The sequence below is a fragment of the Kitasatospora sp. NPDC032121 genome (assembly GCF_055580145.1).
On sequence record NZ_JBVILX010000038.1, the window covers coordinates 1 to 22,784 of the forward strand.

Genomic DNA, 22,784 nt, shown 5'->3' on the forward strand with positions numbered 1-22,784 from the left:
AGCTGTCCTTCCTTTCCTGTTACTTCCCCCCCCCCCCCCCCCACCCACCCCCCCCCCCCCCCTCCCCCCCCGCCCCCCCCCCCCCCCCCCCCCCCCCCCCCCCCCCACCCGCCGACCGCCCGCCAGGTCGCGCCGCGTAAATTCCGGTGCGCCCGCCGGATCGTCTCGGTAGCCTGCACGGCCATGGCATCGGAACTGGAACGGCCCCCGCTCCTGGCGGACGAACGCACCGCGATCGTCGGCTGGTTGGACCTGCAGCGCAAGATCCTGCGCTGGAAGTGCGAGGGGCTGAGCGACGAGGACGCGCACCGCTCCGTCCTCCCCGACTCCCCCGCGATGACGATGGCCGGCCTCGTCTCGCACATGCGCTGGACCGAACACCTGTGGCTGGAGGTGCTGTTCCTCGGCGGCGACGAGAAGCAGAACCCGTCGTTCGACGAGTCGGACCAGGACGCCGACTGGCGCACCGGCGGCCGCCCGCTCGCCGAGCTGATCACGGAGTACGAGGCGCAGTGCGCGCGCAGCGACGAGATCGTCGCGGCGGCCTCCCTGGACGACGTCGGCCGCCACACCGGCTTCCGCGCCGGCGGCGCCAACCTGCGCTGGATGCTGATCCACCTCGTCGAGGAGACCGGACGGCACGCGGGGCACGCCGACATCGTCCGGGAGCTCCTGGACGGCTCGAAGGGCTACTACTAGCCGTTCCTACCGGCGACGCGACCACATAGCCCCGGGAGAGGCTGTCCCCAAGCGGGACAGCCTCTCCATCAGCAAGATCTACATCAGACTTCTAGGCACGCGCCGTGGCCCGGCGCGGGAGCTCCCGGCCGGGTGCGGGCGGCAGCCCGATCCGAGCCAGGTCGGTGCGTTCGGCGTTGGGCGCATCGAGGGACTCCGCGTGCCTGGCCGCGTCGACGGAACCAGGTCCGTGGATGGTGAGTTCGAAGTCCTGGTGCGCCTTGACGTCCGGCGCGAACGGCAGGCGGATCCGCCCGTCCGCGACCAGACGGCGCACCTCGGCCCGGCTCAGGCCGAGGCCGAGCTGGAGCAGCCGCTCCACCCGGACCGGCGCGGGCAGCTCGAAGCGCACCTGCACCGAGAGCGGGTTCGGGTCGTCGAGCGCGTACAGCGGCGTGCGGGTCTCCAGCTCCCACGTCCCGGTCCAGTCGAGCCGGTACCGGTTCTTCGCCGCGAGCGACGCGCTCATCACCAACTCCCGTACCGCTGACGGGTCGTTGATCTCGTACGCCACCAGCCGGGCCGGCTCCAGCGTCGAGACGTGGACGCGCTCGTGGACGGGCACCTTCGAGGTCCGGTCGCACGTCGCGCAGCTCAGCAGCAGCCAGACGTCGAGCAGCTTGCCGTTCGCGTTGGCGCGGATCTTCCCCGAGGCGCGGTGCCGCATGCCGGGACAGTCCGGGCAGGACCGGACGACGGTGGGCAGGGCGGACTGACGCACGGCCCACAGGGCCTTGCGGTCGGTATTCATGTGTGTTGGATGCTTTCAGGACTCAGCAGGAGGGCATGCCGAACTCACTCGGCGACTCCCGCTCTCTGACGGATGCTCACGAGGGGCGCGACCCATCACCCCGGGGCCGGGTCTTCAGGCTCCGAGGTCGATCGCGCGACAGGTACGTACTACGTGGCAGTCATCAAAAGTCCATGCGGGCGATCATGATCGAGACGGCGGCCCGCGGCAACCGAATTTCCCCGTGCTCTGCGCCGGTGGTCGCGCGCCGATCGTCTCATGGAACTCCAGCCCGCTGCCCGCCCATCCCGCTTGCCGTGGTCGGTGGGTGAGGCGCCGGGCACCGTGGCGGCGGGGACTCCCGGCAGCGAGGGGGAAGGGAAACGGCTCCTGCTTTGACTGTACGTCATATTGGCTGCGAGACAGGGTAGTTGACCCGCCAGGATGGCGAAGCGGAAGATCGTCTTCAGTGGTTCGGGAAACTGCTCCCTCCCACGGATCGCGCTGCCACGATGGCCGGAGGCGTCACGTCCGGGCCGTCGGCCCGGCGGGCGCGTCATGCCCGCTCTGGGGAGGGACTCTTCGATGTCATCGGATACAGGTACGGGCCTGCGGCGCGGCGGGGCTCGGCTGCGCCGCCGTGCGGCGGGGCTGGGGGCGGTGGCGCTGCTCGCCGCGGCCGGGCCGCTCGGGGCGGGGGTGGGCGAGGCCGCCGCCTCCGCGCCCGCCGCTGCTTCCGCGCCCGCGGCGACCGCTGCCGCCGCACACCCGTTCGTCTACGTGGCGAACAGCGGGAACAACACGGTGACGGCGTACGACACCGTCACCGGCACGGTGGTGGCGACCGTTCCGGTCGGCGCGACCCCGTACGCGGTGGTCGGCAGCCCGGACGGCACGCGCGCGTACGTGCCGAACTACGGCGGCAACAACGTCTCGGTGCTCGACACCGCCACCGACACGGTCACCGCCACCGTCCCGGTCGGCGCCCGGCCGGTCAGCGCGGCCGTCTCCGCGGACGGCAGCCGGCTGTACGTGGTGGACTTCGCCTCCGCCGCCGTGTCGGTGGTCAGCACCGCCACCAACACCGTCACCGCCACCATCCCGGTGGGCCGCAACCCGTACGCCGTCGCGCTCAGCCCGAACGGCGCGAAGGCGTACGTGTCCAACGAGTTGGACAACACGGTGTCGGTGATCGACACCGCCCGCGGGGCGGTCACCTCCACCGTGCGGGTCGGCGCCCTGCCGGTCGGGATCGCCTTCACGCCCGACGGCTCGCGTGCGTACGTCGCCAACAACACCGGCAGCAGCGTCTCGGTGCTCGACACCGCGACCGACACCGTCACCGGGACCGTCCCGCTCGCCGCCGGCAGCGTGCCGGTGGGCCTGGCGGTGAGCCCCGACGGCGGGAGCGTCTACGTGGCCGGCAACGGCTCCGGCGCGGTCTCGGTGATCGGCACCGCCACGAACACCGTCACCGCCACCGTCCGTGTCGGCTCCGGACCGCAGTTCGTCGCGATCGACCCGGCCGGCACCTCGGCCTACGTCACCGACCGCGGCTCCAACAGCGTCTCGGTGCTCAACACGGCGACCAACACCGTGACCTCCACCCTCACCGGCATGAACTCGCCGGTCGGGCTGTCCTTCGTCAACGTGCCGCAGCCGGTCGTCACCGGCCTCTCCCCCGCCTCCGGGCCCAGGACCGGCGGTACGCGCGTGACCGTCACCGGGTCCGGCTTCACCGGCGTGAGCGCCGTGCGGTTCGGCTCGGCCCCGGCGGCCTCCTTCACCGTCGACAGCGACACGCAGATCACCGCCGTCGCCCCGGCCGGGGCGGTCGGCACGGTGGACGTGACCGTGGCCAAGCCGGCGGGCACCAGCGCCACCGGCCGCGCCGACCGGTACACCTACCTGCCGGCCGCGCCCGCCGTCACCGCGGTCGACCCCGGCCACGGGCCGCGGAGCGGCGGCACGACGGTGACCGTCACCGGCACGGACCTGACCGGCACCACCGCCGTCGCCTTCGGCGGGGTCCCGGCCGCCTCGTTCACGGTGGTCTCCGACACCCGGCTCACCGCGGTCGCCCCCCGGCACGCCGTCGGCACCACCGACGTCACCGTCACCACGCCCGTCGGGACCAGCGCCACCGTCCCCGCCGACCGGTACGCCTTCGACCCGGTCGCCTCCCGCGGCACGGTCTACACGGCCGACAGCGGCGACAACACCGTGAAGGTCTACGACTCGGCCGCCGGCGCGGTCAGCGCGAGCATCCCGGTCGGGGCCAAGCCGTACGAGGTCAGCGCCAACCCGGCCGGAACCCAGGTGTGGGTGGCCAACTCCGGGAGCGACACCGTCTCGGTGATCGACACCGCCTCCAACCTCGTCGTCGGCACCGTCCCGGTCGCCACCACGCCCACCGCGATCACCTTCTCCCGCAACGGCGCCACCGCCTACGTCTCCGACTCCGGCAGCGGCACGATCTCCGTCGTCGACACCGCCACCCGGGCGGTGACCGGCACCATCGCCCTCATCGGCGAACCGCGCGACTCCGCGCTCACCCCCGACGGGTCGACGCTGTACGTGGTGGAGCACAAGTACGGGCTGGTGGTGTCGATCGACACCTCCCTCAACGTCGTCAAGGGCGCCGTCCCGCTGTTCCAGACCCACCCGGCCGCACTGGCCGTCACCCCGGACGGGCGCAGCGTCTACGTCGCCGACGACGGCGGCAGCGCGGTGAGCGTCATCTCGACGGCGACCAACCTGGTGACCGGTACGGTCGCGGTCGGTTCGCGGCCGAGTGCGGTGGTGATGTCCGGTCAGGGCGCCGCGTACGTGGTGAACAGCGGCAGCGACAGCGTGTCGGTGGTCGACACGGCGAGCGGTACGGTGACGGCGACCGTGCCGGTGGGCGCCGGCCCGTTCGCCGCCGCGGCCGACGCCGCGGGCAGCACGGTGTTCGTCGCCAACACGCAGGACGGCACCGTCTCGACGCTCGACACGGCGAGCGGCACCGTCACCGAGTCGGCGGCGGGCTTCTCGGCGCCGCGCGGGGTGGCCGTCATCGGCTGATCCGCCTGGTGCCGCTCTCGTTCGACGGCGGGAGTGGGGGGGGGGGGGGGGGGGGGGGGGGGGACCCCCCCCCCCCCCCCCCCCCCCCCCCCCCCCGGCCCCTCCCCCGGTCGGGCTGCTCGCCGCCGCTGTCGCCCGGCAGGCCGAACAGCGGCAGGCAGGGCGTGAGTCCGTGGAGTGTGACGGGGACGCTGTGCCGTTGCTGCCAGCGTTCGCGGGTGAGCAGCAGGCGGCGTTCGGTCACCGCGCGGCCGCGGACGGCGTGGCGGGTGGTGCCGTCGGGTTCGTAGCCGTGTTTGCGGGAGACGGCGTAGGAGGTGGGGTTGTCCTCGAAGGCGCCGGATCGGGCGTGCCGGGCGTTGAGGCCGGCGAAGGCCAGGTGCAGGACGGCGGCGCGCATTTCGGTGCCGATGCCCTGGTGTTGGTGGCGGGCGCCGAGCCAGGAGCCGGTGGAGACCTGCCGCAGGACGGCGAAGTCGCGGGCGGTGAGGGTCTGCAGGCCGACGACCCGGCCGTTTTCGAGGACGGCCAGGTTGAGGGCCCAGTCGTGCGGGGACCAGTTGCCCAGGCGCAGCCAGTGGTGCTGGACGACGGAGCGTGCCCGCTGGGCGGGGGGCTGGTCGGTCCACGGGACGATGAAGGGCATGCGGTCCGGTTCGTGGACGCCGGCGGCCGCGAGGTCGGCCAGGGCGGCGAGTTCGTCGTCGTCGGGCAGGCGCAGTTCGAGGCGGGGGGTGTGCAGGCGCAGGCCCAGCAGCGGCCAGTGGTCGGTCAGCATGGGCCATTGCGGGAGGTGGTGGCGGTGACGGTCATCCGGTTTTCGGGCCCCGGGCGCCGCACGGCCCGGGCGGCGCGGCTCTGCCCGCCTGTGCGGAGTGGGAAGTCGGCCGGGCCGACTTCCCACTCCCGCCGGCCCCTGCTTCCCGTCCTACTCGACGACCTCGGCCTTCACTAGGACCACGTCCTCCTTGGGGACGTCCTGGTGGCCTTCCTTGGAGCCGGTGGGGACGGCCTTGATGGCATCGACGACGTCCTGGCCCTCGACGACCTCGCCGAAGACGGCGTAGCCCCAGCCCTGGACGTTCTTGCCGCTGTGGTTGAGGAAGTCGTTGTCGGCGACGTTGATGAAGAACTGGGCGGTGGCGGAGTGCGGGTCCCCGGTGCGGGCCATCGCCACGGAGTACCTGACGTTCTTGAGGCCGTTGTCGGCTTCGTTCTGGATGGGGTCGCGGGTCTTCTTCTGCTTCAGGCCGGGCTGCATTCCGCCGCCCTGGATCATGAAGTTGTTGATGACCCGGTGGAAGACCGTCCCGTCGTAGAAGCCGTCCCGGACGTACTGGAGGAAGTTCTCCACCGTCGCCGGGGCCTTCTCCGCGTCGAGGCGGAGGACGATGTCGCCGTGGTTGGTGCTCAGCTTGACCTTCGACATGACTACCTCACTGTCTGCATGGTTGCGGCTACGGAACGCTCACGGGGGCATTGTGACAGGAGGGACCGCCGGGCACCGTCGAGGCGCTCAGTGGGCGAGGCTGAAGTCGCCGCCGACGGGGGCGGCGAGCTTGTCGATGCCGGTGAGGGCGGTGAGGGTGGGGACCGGGGTGGTGCTGTCGGTGGTGGTGCCGTCGCCGAGCTGGCCGGAGCCGTTGCTGCCCCAGGAGTGGACGGTGGCGCTGCCGGACAGGGCCACGGTGTGTTCGCGGCCGGCGGCGACCAGGCGCACGCCGGTGAGGCCGGGGACGGTGACGGGCAGGACGCGGAAGACGGTGGTGCCGTCGCCGAGTTGGCCGGCGGTGTTCTGGCCCCAGGCCTTGAGGCGGTGGTCGGTGTCGACCACCGCCATGCTGTGGTTGCAGCCGGCCGCGATCCGGGTGACGCCGCCGGTCCAGGTGGCCTGGGTGGTGACCGGGGTGAAGCGGTTGATGGTGGTGTTGTCGCCGAGCTGGCCGGTGGCGTTGTAGCCCCAGGCCTTCACCGTGGCGCCGGCGCCCGGTGCGCCGACGAGGACGAGGTTGTGGCCGGCGCCGGCGGCGATGCGGCTGACCCCGGTCAGGCCGGCGACCGGGGCGGCGCTGCCGCGGCTGGACGAAGTGCCGTCGCCCAGCTGGCCGTTGCCGTTGTAGCCCCAGGCCCAGACGGTGCCGTCCTCGCGCAGGGCCAGACTGTGGTGGAGGCCGGCGGCGACGGCGACGATCCTGCTCAGGCCCTCGACCCGGACGGGGATGCCGCTGTCGGCGGTGGCCCCGTTGCCGAGCTGGCCGTGGTCGTTGCGCCCCCAGGCCGCCACGGTGCCGTCGGCGAGCAGGGCGAGGCTGTGCGCGCCGCCGGCGGCGATGTCGGTGACGTCGGCGAGGTCGAGCACCTGGCCGGGCGCGTTGTGGCTGAACACCGTGCCGTCGCCGAGCTGGCCCGAGCCGTTGACGCCCCAGGACTGCACCGTACGGTCCGTGAGCAGGGCCAGTGCGTGGCCGGTGGCGGCGCCGAACCCGCCGGCGGCGATCTTCACGACGTCGGTGCCGGTGAGCCCGTGCACGGTGGTGGCCGTGGTGCGGAGGTCGGTCCAGGTGCCGTCCCCGAGCTGGCCGGAGCGGTTGTTGCCCCAGGACTTCAGGCGCTTCTCTGCCATGCGACGATGCCTCTTTACCTGTACGACAATAAGTCAAATCGTCGATGCGTCAGCCGGGTTGACGATTCCACGATCATGAATCGACGCTACCCACGCACCCGCCACCGGCACGGGAAACGGCCGCCGGCCACCCGATCGGGTGACGGGGCCCGCCCGGGACCGGAGACGGGCAGGAGGGGCGGCAGCGGCGGCATCGGGCCGCGCCGCCCCCGGGGGGGGCGTGCTCCCGGAAGCGTGCTCCCGGGGCGCTCCGGGGGCTGGGCTCCCGGGCGTGCTCCCAGGGCGCTTCCGGCAGGCGCTCCCGGCGGCGCTTTCGGCGGCGCTACGCCGCGCCGAAGTGGCGCTTGGTGTCGGCGATCAGCGTGCGCAGGAACGCCGCCCCGGGTGCGTCGGTGAGTGCCGCGGGGCGGCGCAGGAACTGGGCGGGCTCGTAGGCGAAGGTCCAGGTGAAGCGGGTGCCGCCGGCGGCGAGGGGCTCGACCAGGTAGTCCTCGCCGAAGCGCCGGTAGATCGGCAGGCTGGCCTGGGTGACGCAGAACGCGTGCCGCCGGCCCTCCTCCTTCTCCTCCCAGTGCACGAACTCCTCACGCAGCCGTAGCAGCCGAAGGGCCGTGACCTCCCGGGTCGTGCCGACGCCGTGCGGGGCCGGCGAGGTGTAGCGGCCGTCGGCCAGGCCGCGGCACCAGGACAGCGGGGTCCGTCCGGCGAGCCCCTCCCACACGGTGTGCGGCGCCACCGGCAGGTCCATCCGGAAGCGGTGGCGGTGCGGCGCGGTGTCGAAGAAGGACGCGTCGAAGCGCTCCAGCGCGAACCAGGGCATCGGGGGCCTCCTGTGAGCCGGGAAACGGTCCCGAGCGTATCGGGACCGGGAAGAGGTCCCGGGCGGCGGGCCCGGGAAGAGGGCCCCGGGCGGCGGGCGTCGTATCAGGCCAGGCGGTGGGCAAGACCCGGGTAGTCGGCGACCAGTCCGTCCGCGTCCAGCAGCAGCTCCGCCCGGTAGTCGCCGGAGGCGTAGCGGACGGTGGCGCCACCGTCCGGGTGGCGGCGCAGGTGGGTGTACGTCTGGCGGGAGGGCACGACGACCAGGTCGGGCACGCGGATCCAGGCCATCAGGAAGTGGTGCTCGCCTGGGCCCTGGTGGAGGGCGTGGCGCAGGACGGGCGGGGTGTTGGTGAGCGGGGACAGGCCGAGGTCGCAGTCGAGGGCGCCGTCGAGGTCGGGGCGCGGGGTGCCGTCGACGGTCCAGCGGCCGGTGGCCTCGTCGCGGCGCAGGTCCAGGGTGCGGGTGGTCCCGGGGGTGCGGGCGGTGACGTGCATCCGGCGGGTGGTGAAGCCTTCGCCGGTCTCGAGTTCGTAGTCGAGCCAGTAGGGGGCGGGTTCGGCGGCGGCGGCGCGGCCGTGGGCGGTGAGGGTGGTGGGGCGCAGGTCGATCCAGGAGGTCTCCAGGCCTGCGGTCTCGGTGACCCGCCAGGTAGGGGCGGTGGTGTGGGCGGTGTGGGCGGTGTGGGCGGTGTGGGTGGTGTGACTGGACTGGTCGGTGCGGGCGGCCCGGTCGGCGCGGTCGTTCATTCGTGCACGGTACTGCGGGCCTCCGACAGCGGCCCCGGCGGGCCGTCAACCGGGGCGCTGCTCGATCGTTCCTTCGTACGGGTGAGCGTGGGAGCGGGGCGTGCCTCGTGGCGGGCGGGGCGGGGGCCGGGGCGGCGGCGGGGCCGGTCGCGGGCTCCCCATAATCGCGTGGTGATCACATCCTGTGACGAAGCGGCGGCCCGTCTGCGGGCCGTGCCCGGGCTGTCGTGCTGCGCCCGCCCCCTGTTCCTGCTGCCCCTGCTGCGCACCGGCTGCCTGTCCGAGGTGCTGACCGTGGAGGGCGCGGACGCGGGCTGGGCGGGCGAGTTCGGGGCGGGCGAGTTCGGGGCTCGGTTCCACGCGCTGGAGCCGTACTGCGCGGTGCGCGACCACACCCCGCTGGGGGCGGGCGTCCACGAGGTGCTGCGCCGGATCGCCGAGGGCGACCGTACGCACGGCGGAACGGGCGGCGGAACGGACGGCGGCAGGGACCCCGGTACGGGCGGCGGCTGGCGGGGCCGGGAGCTGGCGCTGCTGCCCTACACGGCGATGAAACCCGAGTGGCGCCCGGCACTTGACGCGCTCGGCGCCCGCCTGGCCGAGCCGCCGGTGCGGCCGACGCCGCCGGTGCTGGGCGACAAGCGGGCGCAGCGCGCGTGGCTGCGGTCGCTGGGGGCGCTGACGCCGCCGGACGCGGTGGTCCCGGTGCTCGACCACCGGGAGCTGCGCCGGCGTTTCGGCGACCGCTACGTGGTGCAGACGCCGCTCGGTTCCAGCGGCAAGGGCACCCACCTGGTCGCCGAGGAGGCGGACCTGGTTCCGATCCGCCAAGTCGGCGGCGGGCCCTGGCTGGTGAGCGGTTATGTGGAGGGCGCGGCGGTCAACGTGCACGTCCTGGTGTCGGCGGACGGCACGGTGCGGGTGCTGCGCCCGTCCGTCCAGCTGACCCGGGTCGAGGGGGTCGGCGCGCCCTTCGGCACGTACTCCGGCTGCGACTTCGCGGCGCCCGCGCTGCTGCCGGCGCGGGCGCTGTCCCGGGCCGGTGCGGCGGCGCGGCGTGTCGGGGAGTCGCTGGCGGCGCTCGGCTACCGGGGGCTGTTCGGTGCGGACTTCGTCCTGGCGGGTGAGGAGGCGCTGCTGCTGGAGCTCAACTGCCGGATGCAGGGCTCGACCTGGCTGCTGGGCGAGCTGGAGCTGGCGGAGGACGCGCTGCCGTCGGCGCTGCGCCACGTGCTGGAGCTGTACGGCCACGCCACCGGTGGCGAGCCGCGCACGGACGCGGCCGGCGCGGTGCAGCTGGTGGTGCGGCACACCGGCGGCCCGGTGCGGGTGGCGGGTGCGCCGGGCGGCGGGCTGCACCGGCTCAAGGACGGGCTGCTGCAGCACTGCGGGGTCGGGTTCGGGCTGCTGGAGTGCGGCCCGGACGACTGCGTGCTGCTGCAACTGCCAGCCCCGGGAACGGTGTTGCATCCGGGGGTGCCGTTGGGCCGGATCGTCGCCCGGTACTCGCTGACCACCGCGGACGGCATCGCGCTCACCGAGCAGGGGCGGCGGCTGGTGGAGGCCCTGCGGGCGGGCTTCACGTTCGAGCCCGTCGAGGGGCCGCTGCCGTGCGCGGTGCCGTCCGCGGTGCCGTCCGCGGTGCCGTGCTGACGGCGCCGGTGGCGCTGTACCTCCGCCTGGCGGTGGCCGCCGACCTGCCCCGGTTGGCGGCGCTGCGGGCGGAGGCGGCCGCCTGGATCGCGCTGGAGCACGGCTCGGCCCAGTGGTCGTCCCCGTACGATCCGCAGCGCGGGCTGGCGCTGATCGCCCGGGGTGCGACGGTGGTCGCCGCGCTGGCGCCGCGGGGCGAGGCGGTCGCGACCGTGACGCTGCGGCCCACCGGCAGTCCGCGGCTGTGGAGTGGGGAGGAACTGGCCCTTCCGGCGCGCTACTTGAGTTCCTTCACGGTGGACCGCCGGTACGCCGGACAGGGCATCGGCGCCCGGCTGGGCGACTGGGCGGCCTGGCGGGCCGCGCGGGCGGGCGCCGGGCTGCTGCGGGTGAACGTGTGGAGCGACAACACGGCCCTGCACGCCTACTACCGTGCGCGGGGCTGGCGTTGGGTGCGTACGGTGGCCGGCAGCCGCAGCGGCGCCCTGTTCGAGCGCGCCACGGTCGCGGTGGCGCCGCCGGCGCGGGTCCGGGAGGCGGACGGCCTGCGGGTGTGAGCCGGGCGGGCACGGCGTGCACGTCTGCCTCGGCGCGCCGCCGGCCCGTCCGGAGGGGCGCACGGCGCTGCGCCGGCTGTTCGAGCGCTTCCCGGACGTCGTCCTCGCTGCCGGGGCGCGGCTGGAGCCGGTCGGCTCGCCGATCTCCGACGGGCACCGCGCGTTGCCGGTGCTGCCGGGGCCGCAGTCGCCGCGGGCCTCCTGAGGCCGCTGCCTCCCCCGGCCCCGACCTCGCCGCGTGCTCGCCCGGGTGGCGCAGTGGGGCGGGCCGGGGGCGGGCGGGCGTGTTAGCAAGGGCCGGTGGGGGGCGGGGGGTGTCCACGCGGACGCGCGCGAAGCGCTCGCACCGTACTCGCGAAGCACTCGACATCCGGAGGCCGTCTTGTCGCACCACCTCAGCGGACCGAACCTGCGCTCACCCGAGGGTGACGCGCGCCTGGACCTGACCGACCTGTTCGCCTTCGCCTCGCCGGAGCCGGGCCGGACGGTGCTGATCATGAACGTGAACCCGGTCGCGCCGTCCGGCGGCAAGGCCTTCCATCCTGAGGCGGTGTACCGGATCGACATCGACACCGACGGCGACAACCGGGCCGACATCGCGTACAGCTTCACCTTCTCCGAGCCGGCCGGCGGGGCGCAGACCATGACGGTGCGCCGTGCCACCGGTGAGGGGGCGCGCGGGCACGAGGCGACCGGCGAGGTGCTGGTGGCGGACGCGCCGGTGAGCTTCGACGGCACCCCGGCGGTGGTGGACGCGGGCCCCTACCGGGTGAGTGCGGGGTTGCGCAGCGACCCGTTCTTCGCGGACCTGGACGGGATCGTGAAGGGGTTCCAGTGGACGGGGGTGGACTGGGGTGCGGACAAGAACGTGTTCGGGATCGTACTGGAGGCGCCGGACGCGCAGTTCGGGCCGTCGCCGCAGATCGGGGTGTGGGCGCGGGTGAGCGTGCGCAAGGACGGCCGGCTGGTGTCGGTGGACCGGGGTGCGCACCCGTCGCTGACGGCGTACTTCAACGAGGAGGACGTGAAGGACGCGTACAACGCCGGTGAGCCGGTGGACGACTGGGTGACGTACCGGGGGCCGTGGACGGCGAAGCTGCAGCACTTCGGCGGGTACACCACGGACGCGGCCGAGGCGCAGCTGCGGCTGGTGCTGCCGGACGTCCTGCGCTACGACCGTTCGCGTCCGGCGGTCTATCCGAACGGGCGGTCGCTGACGGACGACGTGACCTCGGCGCGGCTGACGATGCTCACGGACGGCCAGGTGTCCGGCGACCACATCGGGCCGCACACTGACCTGCTGCCGGCGTTCCCGTACCTGGGGCACCCGCACTGAGCCGTAGCCGTTCGCCGGCGTCGCTTCCCGGGGGCGCGTCTGCTGTGCCGTCGGGCGAGCAGGCGCGCCCCTGTCGGATGTCAGGGACCGCTGCGGGCACCGGATACCTGGGCTGGCGGGCAGTGGAGGGGCGGATCGTCCGTCCGGGGCGGTCTGCGTCTACCCGCAGAACCAGGGGCGTGTTCACGAAGATAACGAATAGTGGTGGATTTTCGGGAGGCTGGTTTTACTTATTGACGTCATGTGCGCGCCCAGGGTTGACTCCCCCCACCCCGCCGCAACGCCGCGGCGACCCCAGGGAGAGGCCAACCGTATGAACGCCGTCCTGCGTCGCGCCCTCGTCTCCGCCGTGGGCCTCGCGCTGACCCTGTCCATGACCGCCGCCTGTGGCAAGGCCGGCGGTGCCAAGAGCGAGTCCACCTCCGCCGGTGACCCGAACGCCATCGGCCTGCTGCTGCCCGAGAACGCCTCCTCGGTGCGCTACGAGTCCTTCGACCGCCCGTTCATCGAGGCCAAGGTCAAGTCCCTGTGCGCGCAGTGCAAGGTGCTGTACAACAACGCCGAGGGCAGCGCCGCCAAGCAGAAGCAGCAGTTCGACACCCTGCTCACCCAGGGCGTCAAGGTGATCATCCTGGACCCGTACAACGCCAAGTCCACCGAGGGGTGGGTGCAGGAGGCCGCGGCCAAGGGCGTCAAGGTCGTCGCCTACGACCGCCTCGCGAGCGGCCCGGTCGCCGCGTACACCTCCTTCGACAACGAGAAGGTCGGCGAACTCCAGGGCCAGGCCCTGCTGGACGCGATCGGCGCGCAGGCCGCCGAGGCGAACATCGTCATGATCGACGGCGACGAGGCCGACCCGAACTCCGCGCAGTTCAAGTCCGGAGCGCACAAGGTCCTCGACGGCAAGGTCAAGAAGGTCGTCTACGAGCAGTCCGGGCAGTGGGACCCGGTCGTCGCCGGGCAGAAGATCTCCGCCGCCGTCACCGAGTTCGGCAAGAACGGCTTCCAGGGCGTCTACTCCGCCAACGACGGCATGGCCGCCGCCATCATCACCCAGCTCAAGGGCGCCGGCATCAAGGTCCCCGTCGGCGGCCAGGACGCCGGCCTGGACGCGATCCAGCGCATCGTCAACGGCGACCAGGCGTACACCATCTACAAGGCCTACCGCCCGCTCGCCGAGACCGCCGCCGAACTGGCCGTCGCCCTGCTGCAGGGCAAGGACGTCAAGACCGTCGCCACCGCGAGCGTCGACAGCGCCACCGACAAGAACATCCCGGCCAAGCTGCTGGACGCCAAGGTCGTCACCAAGGACAACATCGCCGCGACCGTCCTGGCCGACGGCCTCTACAAGGCCTCCGACGTCTGCACCGCCGACTACGCCGCCGCGTGCGCCGCGGCCGGCCTCAAGTAGCCGTCCGGGCAGCCGACCAAGCAGTCGATCAAGTAGCCGCTCCCCCAAGGTGGTTGTTCCCGTGACAGGCGTACCCGTCCTGCAGCTGCGCTCGGTCTCCAAGCGCTTCGGCGCCGTCCAGGCCCTCACCGACGTCGACCTCGCCGTCCACGCCGGCGAGGTGCTCGCCCTCGTCGGCGACAACGGCGCCGGCAAGTCCACCCTCGTCAAGACCATCGCCGGCGTCCACCCCGTGGACGAGGGCACCCTCGCCTGGCACGGCGAGGAGGTACGCCTGGCCCGGCCCCAGGACGCCGCCGCCCTCGGCATCGCGACCGTCTACCAGGACCTCGCCCTGTGCGACAACCTCGACGTCATCGCCAACCTGTTCCTCGGCCGCGAGAAACGCCGCCGCGGCCTGCTCGACGAGGTCGCCATGGAGCAGCACGCCCGCCGGCTGCTGGACACCCTCGCCATCCGCATCCCCGACGTGCGCACCCCCGTGGCCGCGCTGTCCGGCGGGCAGCGGCAGGTGGTGGCCATCGCCCGCGCCCTGGTCGGCGAACCGGCCCTGGTCGTCCTGGACGAGCCCACCGCCGCGCTCGGCGTCGAGCAGACCGCCCAGGTCCTCGACCTGGTGGAGCGGCTGCGCGAGCGGGGCCTGGCCGTCGTGCTGGTCAGCCACAACATGGCCGACGTACGGGCGGTGGCCGACACCGTCGCCGTGCTGCGCCTGGGCCGCAACAACGGCGTCTTCCCGGTGGCGGGCACCACCCAGGAGCAGATCGTCGCCGCGATCACCGGCGCCACCGACAACGCCCACGCCCGCCGGGCCCGGCGCACCGAGCACACCGAGGAGGCCGAGGCCCTGTGAGCGCCCCCGACGCACCCGCCACCCCCGCCGGCGACCGCGACCCCGCCGGTCCCACCGCCCCCGCCACCGCCGCCCCCGCCCCCGGCACTGCCGTCCCCGCCACTGCCGCCGCCGACCCGCGGCTGCGGCAGACCGCGCCGGGCCTGGCCGGCCAACTGCAGGCCGCCCGCCGGCGCCTGGCCTCCGGCGAGCTCGGCTCACTGCCGGTCGTCGTCGGCCTGGTCGTCATCGCCGTCGTCTTCCAGTCCGTCACCCACCACTTCCTGCAGGCCGACAACCTCACCAACATCACCCGCTTCATCGCCGGGCCCGGACTGATCGCGGTCGGCGTCGTCTTCGTGCTGATCCTCGGCGAGATCGACCTCTCCCTCGGCTCGGTCGCCGGCGCCGGCGCCGCCGTCGCCGCGGTGCTGACGGTGCGCCAGGGCTGGAGCGAGTGGGTGGCCATCCTCGCCGCCCTCGGCGCGGCCTGCGTCATGGGGCTGCTGCACGGCCTGTTCTTCGCCCGCGTCGGCGTGCCCGCCTTCGTCGTCACCCTCGCCGGGATGCTCGCCTGGAGCGGCCTGCAGGAGTACGTCCTCGGCGACGGCGGCACCGTCAACAACCGCCACGACGGCATCGTCGCGAGCCTGGACAGCACCTTCCTCGGCGACGGCGACATCGCCTACGCCTGGGCCCTGGCCGTCCTCGCCCCCGCCCTCTACCTGGCCGCCCGCCTGCACACCGCCCGCCGCCGCCGCGCCGCCGGCCTCACCACGCCCCCCGCCGCCGACAGCGCCGTCCGCGCCGGGGCACTGGCGGTGCTGTGCCTGGCCACCGCCTACGCCCTCAACCAGGACCGCGGCCTGCCGCTGTCCCTGGTCGTGCTGCTCGGCGCCGTCCTCGCCACCGACTTCGTGCTGCGCCGCACCCGCTACGGCCGGCAGGTCTTCGCGGTGGGCGGCGGCGTCGAGGCGGCCCGGCGCGCGGGCGTCAACGTCGCCCGGGTCCGGATCTCCGTCTTCGTGCTCTCCGCCTTCCTGGCCGGCCTGGGCGGCCTGTTCTACGCCTCCCAGCAGGGCTCCGCCGACAAGCAACTGGGCGGCGGCAACGTGCTGATGAGCGCGATCGCCGCGGCCGTCATCGGCGGCACCAGCCTCTTCGGCGGGCGCGGCAAGACCTGGTCCGCGCTGCTGGGCATCCTCGTCATCCAGTCCATCACCACCGGCCTGGACATGGTCCACGCCGCCCAGGCCATCCAGTACATGATCACCGGCGCCGTCCTGCTCGCCGCCGTCGTCCTCGACTCCCTCACCCGCCGCACCCGCGCCTCCGGACGCGGATAGCCCGGGGGCGGGCCCCACGGGAGCGCCGCGCCCGGGGGGCCCGCCCGACGTCAGGCGAAGGTGATCTCCAGCCAGGGGCTCATCATGATCCCCCGCTCGCCGCCCGGCTGCCGCTCCAGCTCCCCCTGGGCGGCCTGCAGGTTCTGGCCCGGGCCCTGCCAGAACGTGTACGGCCCGCCGGCGTTCTCCGGCCGGATCAGCGCCCAGTACTGGTAGTGCGTCAGGGTGAGGTAGACGCGCTTGTTGACGTAGTCCAGCACCACCTTGACGTTGTGCTCCCAGTCACTGCCCGTACCGGTGTACTCCGCGAAGCCGCGCGGGGCCGTGGCCGCGTTCTGGACCGAGGAGCCCGCGCCGGACTGCGAGTTGGCGGTGTAGTGGGCGTGCAGCGGCCCCGCGTGCGCGGGCACCGCCGCCGGGTCGAACCCGTTGTCGGGCAGCCGGCCGTAGTCGTCCTGATGCCAACTGCGCAGCGTGCCAGGCTGGTTGGGACTCTTGTCGCGCACCGCCTGCTGCGCCGGGCTCCGCTCGTCGATCACCGGCCGCTGCTGCCCGGGGTCCGGGTCCTCCAGCTGGTAGCGCACGTCGAAGATCAGGTTGAGCAGCGGGCGCGGCAGCATCGCGACGGCCTGCTTCAGCGTCAGCTTCTTCAGCGGCAGGTTCGTCCCGCCCCGTGCGTGGCTCTGCAGCCTGGGCTGTTCCTGCCGGGCCTGTCCCCCGGCGACGACCGGGCCCAGCGAGCGGGCGGTCTTGTCCCGCATCGTGTCGTCGTTGCCCCAGTACGGCTCCGTGTTCCCGGACAGGGAGGTGTGGTAGTAGCCGGTGTCCGTGGTGTTCGGCTCGGTCGCGTACCGGGTGTCCGCGTTCGGCACCGGCACCATGGCGCCCGGCCCGTCCTCGTGGTCCGGCGGGTTGTGGTCGGAGACGTAGACCTGCTGGGTCTCCAGGAAGGTGTTCACGGCGGTGACGAGCGCGGTGGTCAGTCGCAGGGCCTCGGGCACGTCGAGGGTGGCGGGCTTGAGCCTGTCCCTGATCGCGGCAAGCCTCGCCTTGAACCCGCCCTGGGGGTCGAGCTTGTGGGCGCGGTTCACCTCGTCCTGCACGGCGATCGCCAGGTACCGCACGAGCTGGGGCGCGGTCAGCGGCTGCTGCTCGGTGGCGCCCACGCCCCGCGCGAACATGCCGGGCGTGACCTTGACGATCCGCTGCACGGCGGCGGCCGGTTCGCCGGCCTGCGCGCGTACGGGAGCGCCGTGGTCGTGCGCTGCGTCCGGGTGCCCGGCCATGACGCGCCGCGCGGTGGCCTCCGCCTCCCGCTCGAACCGGTCGGCGGGATCGGAGACCTTCAGGCCGGCCCCGTTGTCGGTCCCGGCGACGGCGCCCCGGCGCTGCTGGATCACGTGCGCGAGCTCATGGGCCAGGGTGTGCCGGTCCGCGCCGCCCGCGCCGACGACGACGTGACTGCCCGAGGTGTACGCCAGGGCCCCCACCTCGGCCGCGGAGGACCGGGCCGCCGGGCCGCTGTGGATCCGCACGTCGGAGAAGTCGGCGCCGAACCGGGCCTCCATGTCGGCGCGCACGGCCTCGTCCAGCGGCCGCCCGGGCGCGCGCAGCACGTCGTGGACGGCGGACCGCTGCACCTCGGGCAGCTCGTCGGGCTGCCCGTCGCGCCCCTGCCCGTCGCGCCCCTGGCCGGCCCGGCGCAGCATCTGCACGACGGCCCGGTTCCCGGCGGCCGCCTGCTGGGCCATCGGGCTCCAGGGCGCTGCCGACGCCGCCCGTGGCCCGGTGGGCTGCCGGGCCGGTTCGCGGCTGGTGCCGGTGCTGGCGCCGGTCGTCCTCGCCCTGCTGCGGTCGTGCATGCGCTCCCCATCCGATGGCGGCCTTCGGCTCGTCTCGCTCCTGCCTACCGGGCCGGGAGCGCCCGGACCAGAGCCGCCGGGGCAGTCCCGGGGGCCGAACCGGTTGCCCCAGCGCACCGCTGTTGCCGTCGGCGTGGCGCATCGGCCCCGAACACCCCACCCCGACCAGCCCGCGCGCAGGAAGTCGGCCCGCTCGACGTCCTGCGCCATGGCCCGGCCACCCGCACGGCACAAGCCCAGGCAGCGCAGCGCACGAGAAGTCGGCGGAGTCGACTTCTCGTGCGCACGACACAGGCCCTCACGCACGGACCACCCAACCCCAACCAACCCCCACGCACAGGAAGTCGACAGGATCGACTTCCCACGCGATGGCCCGACCACCCGAACACCACAAGCCCAGGCAACGCTCTCCCGACCCACCTCCGGAACGCGCAGGAAGTCGGCGAGGTCGACTTCTGGCACAAGGCGGCCGGGCATCAGGCCCAGCCCGGACAACACCCCAACCCACCACCAGGACACACAGGAAGCCGGCCAGGTCGACTCCCCACGCACGACACAAACCTTCACGCACGGGCCGCTCAACCGGAGCGGCCCGCGCAACCCACCCCAACCAGACACCGCGCACAGGAAGTCGGCGAGGTCGACCTCCCGCGCGCGGGGCAGCTGGACCCCCCAGAGCCGATGACATGACGAGGCTGCCGGGCATCGGCGGCACGTACTGCCGCACTGAAAGTCGGCGAGGTCGACTTCTGGCACAAGGCGGCCGGGCATCAGGCCCAACCCGGACAACACCCCAACCCACCACCAGGACACACAGGAAGCCGGCCAGGTCGACTCCCCGCACACGACACTGACCTTCACACGCGGTCCGCTCAGCCGAAGCGGCCCGCGCAACCCACCCCAACCAACCACCGCACACAGAAAGTCGGCAGGATCGACTTCCCGCGCGCGGGGTGGGTTCAGAGCCACCGAAATGCGGTTGTACAGCCAGCGAGGACCGGAACCTCGCCGCCCACCCGGCCTACCCGGTCGACTGAAGGGCCGTCACCGTGGCTGCCAGGTACCGAGCGCCCGGGCGAGCTGCCTGCTCTGCGCGGGTGTGATGCCGTGGGCGAGCTGCCGGGCGAAGCGCGGGCTTCCCGGGGCATCACAGTGGAGGATCCCGGCGAAGGCGCGCTCGCGCCCGGCCGCCGAGGGCCGGGCCCATCGCCGGCGGCCTTGCGGTGCGCTCCAGCGGGCGGGTGCCCAGAGCGGGTGCCGCAGGAGGAAGGCCGCAAGGCGCGCCGCGTTCTGTGGCGGGGTCCCGACGGCGACCAGCGCCGCCCGCACCACCTCGGTGGCGTCCGGTGGAAGTCGGGCGTCGCCGAGCGTCGGCAGTAGGAGCAGCAGCCGCGCGGACGGGTCGTGCACACCGGGCGCAGCGTGGTCCGGCGTGTCGGCGAGGTGGACCAGCTCCTGCCAGGACAGGCCCGGTCCCTGCTGGCGTTCCGGCTCCGGGAAGCGGGTGTCGACGGCGGCGAGACGGCCCCGCACCCGGCCCCAGTCGGGGTGGAGGACCAGGTACTCCGTTCCCCAGTCCGTCGGCAGGTCGTAGCTGTACAGCAGCACCGTGTGCCCGCCCCCGAAGGGCAGGCGCGCCTCCAGTCCCTCCAGCATCGCCGTCTCCCAGGCGGCGTCGGCCTCGGCGACATCGGTGCCGAACCACCCCGTGACCAGCTCGCGCTCCGTGTCGGCGACCGCGCAGTGCCGGGTCAGGTACGCGGCCCACCACTGCGGTCGGGCCGCTGTCGGGTTGTCTGGTCCGTCGTGCAGCACCGGGCCAGGCTCTCACACCCCGTCACGCAGGACCGGTGCCCACCGTGGACCACGGGCCCCGGGCGGCCGTGCGGGGCCGGTCGCTCACAGGTGGCCGCATCGGCCGCCGTCCGCTCGGCGGCGTGTTCCCCTCGGGCGCTGCGCGTCGACGCGCGGTGGCAGCGCGTGGTCGGCTCCTGCCGCGCTGCACAGGAAGTCGGCGGGGTCGACTTCTCGTGCACGACACAGACCTTCAGGCGCGGGCCGCTCAGCCGGAGCGGCCCGCGCAACCCATCCCACCGACCGCCGCCCCACCAACCGCGCCGCGCGTAGGAAGTCGGCGGGGCCGACTTCTCATGCGCGGGGTTCAGGTGCGGGCGGCGGCTTGGGTGCGGCAGTGGGTGAGGGCGTAGCGGATGCGGGGGTCGGGGTTGGGGGTGGTGGTGAGGAGTTCGCCGGCGGTGGTGAGGGTGGTCCAGTAGAGGGCCGGGTCTCCGGTGCGGGGCAGGGGGCGGGTCGCGGCGAGGGAGAGGTACGCGGCGGTGAGGTTGCCGGTGGTGAACCAGCGGGTGAGGCCGTGCTGGTGGCCGGGGCGGATGCCGCCCAGGGCCTCGATCGCGGTGAGGAAGAGGTCGACGACGGCCAGGCCGGTGGCGTCGAGGGCGACGGGGATGTCGAAGACGCCGAGGGCTTCGAGGAGTTCACCGGTGTCGGCTTCGGAGTTCGGCCGGGGATCGGCGAGGAGGGCGTCGTGGCAGTCGGCCAAGCGGCGGGTGGTCTCGGCGTGGGGGATGTCGAGGGCCAGGCACACGGCCCGGGCGACGGGCAGCGGCTGGTGGCCCAGGCGGGCGAGGAGGGCGTAGGTGGCGGCGGGGGTGGCGCCACGGGAGAGCGTGTGGCGGGCGAGAGTCGCGAGGTTCACGGGGGTTCGGGCTTTCAGACGGTGACGAGGGCGGGGGCCGGGGCGGGGGCGATGTGGGCCCAGACGAACTTGCCGATCCCGCCGGGGCGGGAAGTGCAGCCCCAGCGTTCGGCGAGCCTGTTGACGAGAAACAGTCCGCGCCCGTGCTCGTCGTCCAAGGTCGGTACGTGGAGGGCGGGGCACCCGGAGCCGGCGTCGTGGACTTCGAGTCGGAGACGGGAGCTGACGAGCGAGAAGCGGACCTCGATGTGCCGGTCGTCGGGCGCGTCCGAGTGCTGCACGGCGTTGGCGAACAGCTCTCCGAGGATCAACTCGGCCGTGTCGCTGTAGCGTTCGCCCGAGGGCAGCCCGGAGAGGTAGGCCCGAAGCATGTACCGGGCCAGGGGCGTGGATTCGACGCGGGAATCGAGGCGCGCGACGAACAAGCGGGGACGCCGGGCAGTGAGCATGGCGAAGCACCTCAAGGGAGATGGCGTGCGGATGGAGTGGCGCCGCACCCAGGTTGCGCTGCGCATTCGGTGAATCACCGGATGTAGCCATGATGGGGTCCGACCTCTACCATCGGAAGCCGATCTGAAGCTTGAAGTCAGCGCTCGGCAAGTAGGTGAAGGTCGATGAACATCAAGGAACTTGATCCAACATCAAGCCCCTGGGCGCCCTTCGGGGTGCAACTCCGCAGGTCACGCAAGGCCGCCGGCCTTACGCAAGCCCAGCTGGCAAGGCTCGTGGGGGTCGACCCCTCCTACGTCTCCTATGCCGAACTTGCCCCGCCTGGCCGGACCCCGCCGAGCGAGAAGTTCGCACGTGATGCCGATCGCGTACTGGAGACAGGCGGAACCCTGCTGCTGATGTGGCTCCAGGCCAAGCACTCGGCGTTGCTGGAGGGGTTCCCCGAGTACGCAAATCAGGAGCAAAACGCCACCGAGATAAGGATCTACGAGGCTGGCGTCGTTCCAGGTCTCTTCCAGATCGAGCCCTATGCCCGGGCTCTGGCCGCCGGCGATGTCCGTCGCGGCACGATCACTCAGCAGCAGGCGGACGAGCGAGTAGCCTACTTGCTCACGCGGCAGCAACTGCTTCGGCGAACCCGGCCACCACTGGTACATGCCGTGCTGGACGAGAGTTGCCTGCATCGCCCGATCGGCGGCCGCGAGGTGATGGGGGCGCAGCTCGCCCACTTGGAGGAGCTGTATGCCGTCAATAATGTGATTCTTCAAGTCGCACCGTTCGCACTGGCGGAAGAGCGCCCGTTCGCCTTGCCGATAGTGCTTCTGACTCTCCCCGACCGGTCTCTCCTGGGATACTCGGAGTCCGAGGGCCGAAGCCACCTTGAGCGGGACACCGAACGGCTTGCCACCTGGAGGAAACAGTACGATCGACTCCAGGTGGGAGCGCTGGCCGAGACGGCGACTCTCGAATGGATGCGCGCTGCTCGGAAAGGGATCGAATGTCCGACATCGACTTGGCCGCCGCCCGCTGGATGAAAGCGAGCTACAGTCAGCAAGGTGGTAACTGCGTTGAGGTAGCCCCGAGCTTCCCCAGTGTTGTTCCGGTACGCGACTCAAAGGACCCCGAGGGCCCGGCTCTCGTCTTCCCGACCGAGGCCTGGTCCAGCTTCGTCGCCGCTGTCCGCAGCGGCGAGTTCGGTGACGTCTGACGCATCGTGAACCGGCCGGGGCCCCACTGCCCGCAGACGGGCAGTGGGGTTCTTCTGCTGCTACTTCTGGACGTTGGTGCTGCATCGACGGCGGGCCTGGACGGCACTTGACGCGCCCGCCTGCCCGGCCCGTGAGCCTGCGGTGCCGCCAGGAAGCCACCTCGTAGTCAACTGACGCATAGCAGCCCTGCCTCAGGGGCTGACATCCTGCCGACCGTCCTGCGCGCCCGCGCGCCACCAGGGGCGCTGGTCAGTCGGGGCACCTCAACACAGGACCGGTGCCCGCCGTGGAGCACGGGCCCCGGGCGGCGACCGGCCCCGGGCGGCCGTGCGGGGCCGCCCGCTCGGCGGCGTGTCCCCTCGGGCGCTACGCGCCGACGCGCGGCGGCAGCGCGTGGTCGGCTCCTGCCGCGCTGCACAGGAAGTCGGCGGGGTCGACTTCTCGTGCACGACACAGACCTTCAGGCGCGGGCCGCTCAGCCGGAGCGGCCCGCGCAACCCATCCCACCGACCGCCGCCCCACCAACCGCGCCGCGCGTAGGAAGTCGGCGGGTCCGACTTCTCATGCGCGGGGTTCAGGTGCGGGCGGCGGCTTGGGTGCGGCAGTGGGTGAGGGCGTAGCGGATGCGGGGGTAGGGGTTGGGGGTGGTGGTGAGGAGTTCGCCGGCGGTGGTGAGGGTGGTCCAGT

21 protein-coding genes are annotated in these 22,784 nt (G+C 73.2%); 11 read left to right on the top strand and 10 right to left on the bottom strand.

What is annotated here, in order from left to right:
* The first annotated feature begins 183 nt into the window (after window positions 1–183).
* Window positions 184–699: a DinB family protein gene (locus tag ACZ5OX_RS38655; protein WP_465636825.1), complete on the top strand. Its 516-nt coding sequence runs from the start codon at window positions 184–186 to the stop codon at window positions 697–699.
* Between the two features lie 91 nt (window positions 700–790).
* On the opposite strand, the gene ACZ5OX_RS38660 is transcribed toward ACZ5OX_RS38655, so the two are convergent.
* Window positions 791–1,489 carry a DUF1062 domain-containing protein gene (locus ACZ5OX_RS38660; RefSeq protein ID WP_465636827.1) on the bottom strand — a complete coding sequence of 233 codons (699 nt, stop codon included), beginning with the start codon at window positions 1,487–1,489 and terminating at the stop codon, window positions 791–793.
* 564 nt (window positions 1,490–2,053) lie between these two features.
* Here ACZ5OX_RS38660 and ACZ5OX_RS38665 point away from each other — a divergent pair.
* Complete coding sequence (locus tag ACZ5OX_RS38665; protein WP_465636829.1) at window positions 2,054–4,534, top strand: beta-propeller fold lactonase family protein; 2,481 nt, start codon at window positions 2,054–2,056, stop codon at window positions 4,532–4,534.
* Here ACZ5OX_RS38665 and ACZ5OX_RS38670 read toward each other — a convergent pair.
* The 5 genes from ACZ5OX_RS38670 to ACZ5OX_RS38690 form a co-directional block, all read right to left on the bottom strand.
* Window positions 4,524–5,312 carry a GNAT family N-acetyltransferase gene (locus tag ACZ5OX_RS38670; RefSeq protein WP_465636831.1) on the bottom strand — a complete coding sequence of 263 codons (789 nt, stop codon included), beginning with the start codon at window positions 5,310–5,312 and terminating at the stop codon, window positions 4,524–4,526. The genes ACZ5OX_RS38665 and ACZ5OX_RS38670 overlap by 11 nt on opposite strands.
* A gap of 150 nt (window positions 5,313–5,462) precedes the next feature.
* Complete coding sequence (locus ACZ5OX_RS38675; RefSeq protein ID WP_465636833.1) at window positions 5,463–5,963, bottom strand: peptidylprolyl isomerase; 501 nt, start codon at window positions 5,961–5,963, stop codon at window positions 5,463–5,465.
* An 87-nt stretch (window positions 5,964–6,050) separates the two neighbouring features.
* Window positions 6,051–7,157 (bottom strand): RCC1 domain-containing protein, encoded by a 1,107-nt coding sequence (locus ACZ5OX_RS38680; protein WP_465636835.1) that lies wholly within the window; start codon window positions 7,155–7,157, stop codon window positions 6,051–6,053.
* 322 nt (window positions 7,158–7,479) lie between these two features.
* Window positions 7,480–7,977, bottom strand: coding sequence for an SRPBCC family protein (locus ACZ5OX_RS38685; protein ID WP_465636837.1), 498 nt, complete (start codon window positions 7,975–7,977; stop codon window positions 7,480–7,482).
* 104 nt (window positions 7,978–8,081) lie between these two features.
* Window positions 8,082–8,726, bottom strand: a complete 645-nt coding sequence (locus tag ACZ5OX_RS38690; protein WP_465636838.1) for a putative glycolipid-binding domain-containing protein — start codon at window positions 8,724–8,726, stop codon at window positions 8,082–8,084.
* 171 nt (window positions 8,727–8,897) lie between these two features.
* Here ACZ5OX_RS38690 and ACZ5OX_RS38695 point away from each other — a divergent pair, with 171 nt between their 5' ends.
* From ACZ5OX_RS38695 to ACZ5OX_RS38725, 7 genes are all read left to right on the top strand, one after another.
* Complete coding sequence (locus tag ACZ5OX_RS38695) at window positions 8,898–10,379, top strand: ATP-grasp domain-containing protein (protein ID WP_465636840.1); 1,482 nt, start codon at window positions 8,898–8,900, stop codon at window positions 10,377–10,379.
* Complete coding sequence (locus ACZ5OX_RS38700) at window positions 10,337–10,936, top strand: GNAT family N-acetyltransferase (protein WP_465636842.1); 600 nt, start codon at window positions 10,337–10,339, stop codon at window positions 10,934–10,936. Before ACZ5OX_RS38695 ends, ACZ5OX_RS38700 begins: the two co-directional genes overlap by 43 nt.
* Before the next feature lie 16 nt (window positions 10,937–10,952).
* Window positions 10,953–11,141 carry a hypothetical protein gene (locus ACZ5OX_RS38705; RefSeq protein WP_465636844.1) on the top strand — a complete coding sequence of 63 codons (189 nt, stop codon included), beginning with the start codon at window positions 10,953–10,955 and terminating at the stop codon, window positions 11,139–11,141.
* Window positions 11,142–11,318: 177 nt separating this feature from the next.
* Window positions 11,319–12,272 carry a DUF4331 family protein gene (locus ACZ5OX_RS38710; RefSeq protein ID WP_465636846.1) on the top strand — a complete coding sequence of 318 codons (954 nt, stop codon included), beginning with the start codon at window positions 11,319–11,321 and terminating at the stop codon, window positions 12,270–12,272.
* A gap of 313 nt (window positions 12,273–12,585) precedes the next feature.
* Complete coding sequence (locus ACZ5OX_RS38715; protein WP_465636848.1) at window positions 12,586–13,683, top strand: sugar ABC transporter substrate-binding protein; 1,098 nt, start codon at window positions 12,586–12,588, stop codon at window positions 13,681–13,683.
* 61 nt (window positions 13,684–13,744) lie between these two features.
* Entirely contained in the window at window positions 13,745–14,536 is a 792-nt protein-coding gene (locus ACZ5OX_RS38720; RefSeq protein WP_465636850.1) for an ATP-binding cassette domain-containing protein, read from the top strand.
* Window positions 14,533–15,861 carry a sugar ABC transporter permease gene (locus tag ACZ5OX_RS38725; RefSeq protein ID WP_465636852.1) on the top strand — a complete coding sequence of 443 codons (1,329 nt, stop codon included), beginning with the start codon at window positions 14,533–14,535 and terminating at the stop codon, window positions 15,859–15,861. Before ACZ5OX_RS38720 ends, ACZ5OX_RS38725 begins: the two co-directional genes overlap by 4 nt.
* A 50-nt stretch (window positions 15,862–15,911) precedes the next feature.
* Here ACZ5OX_RS38725 and ACZ5OX_RS38730 read toward each other — a convergent pair whose 3' ends face one another.
* From ACZ5OX_RS38730 to ACZ5OX_RS38745, 4 genes are all read right to left on the bottom strand, one after another.
* Entirely contained in the window at window positions 15,912–17,723 is a 1,812-nt protein-coding gene (locus tag ACZ5OX_RS38730) for an eCIS core domain-containing protein (RefSeq protein ID WP_465636854.1), read from the bottom strand.
* A gap of 1,044 nt (window positions 17,724–18,767) precedes the next feature.
* Window positions 18,768–19,538, bottom strand: a complete 771-nt coding sequence (locus tag ACZ5OX_RS38735) for a hypothetical protein (RefSeq protein ID WP_465636855.1) — start codon at window positions 19,536–19,538, stop codon at window positions 18,768–18,770.
* 346 nt (window positions 19,539–19,884) lie between these two features.
* Window positions 19,885–20,439, bottom strand: coding sequence for a hypothetical protein (locus ACZ5OX_RS38740; protein WP_465636857.1), 555 nt, complete (start codon window positions 20,437–20,439; stop codon window positions 19,885–19,887).
* A 14-nt stretch (window positions 20,440–20,453) separates the two neighbouring features.
* On the bottom strand, window positions 20,454–20,888 hold the full coding sequence (locus ACZ5OX_RS38745; RefSeq protein ID WP_465636859.1) for an ATP-binding protein: 435 nt from the start codon (window positions 20,886–20,888) through the stop codon (window positions 20,454–20,456).
* Window positions 20,889–21,053: 165 nt separating this feature from the next.
* Between ACZ5OX_RS38745 and ACZ5OX_RS38750 the strand changes: the two genes are divergently transcribed.
* Both ACZ5OX_RS38750 and ACZ5OX_RS38755 read left to right on the top strand, forming a co-directional pair.
* A complete protein-coding gene (locus ACZ5OX_RS38750) occupies window positions 21,054–21,923 on the top strand; it encodes a helix-turn-helix domain-containing protein (protein ID WP_465636861.1) in 870 nt (289 codons plus the stop codon).
* Window positions 21,920–22,096 carry a DUF397 domain-containing protein gene (locus tag ACZ5OX_RS38755; protein ID WP_465636863.1) on the top strand — a complete coding sequence of 59 codons (177 nt, stop codon included), beginning with the start codon at window positions 21,920–21,922 and terminating at the stop codon, window positions 22,094–22,096. The genes ACZ5OX_RS38750 and ACZ5OX_RS38755 overlap by 4 nt, the downstream gene beginning before the upstream one ends.
* Window positions 22,097–22,784 lie beyond the last annotated feature (688 nt).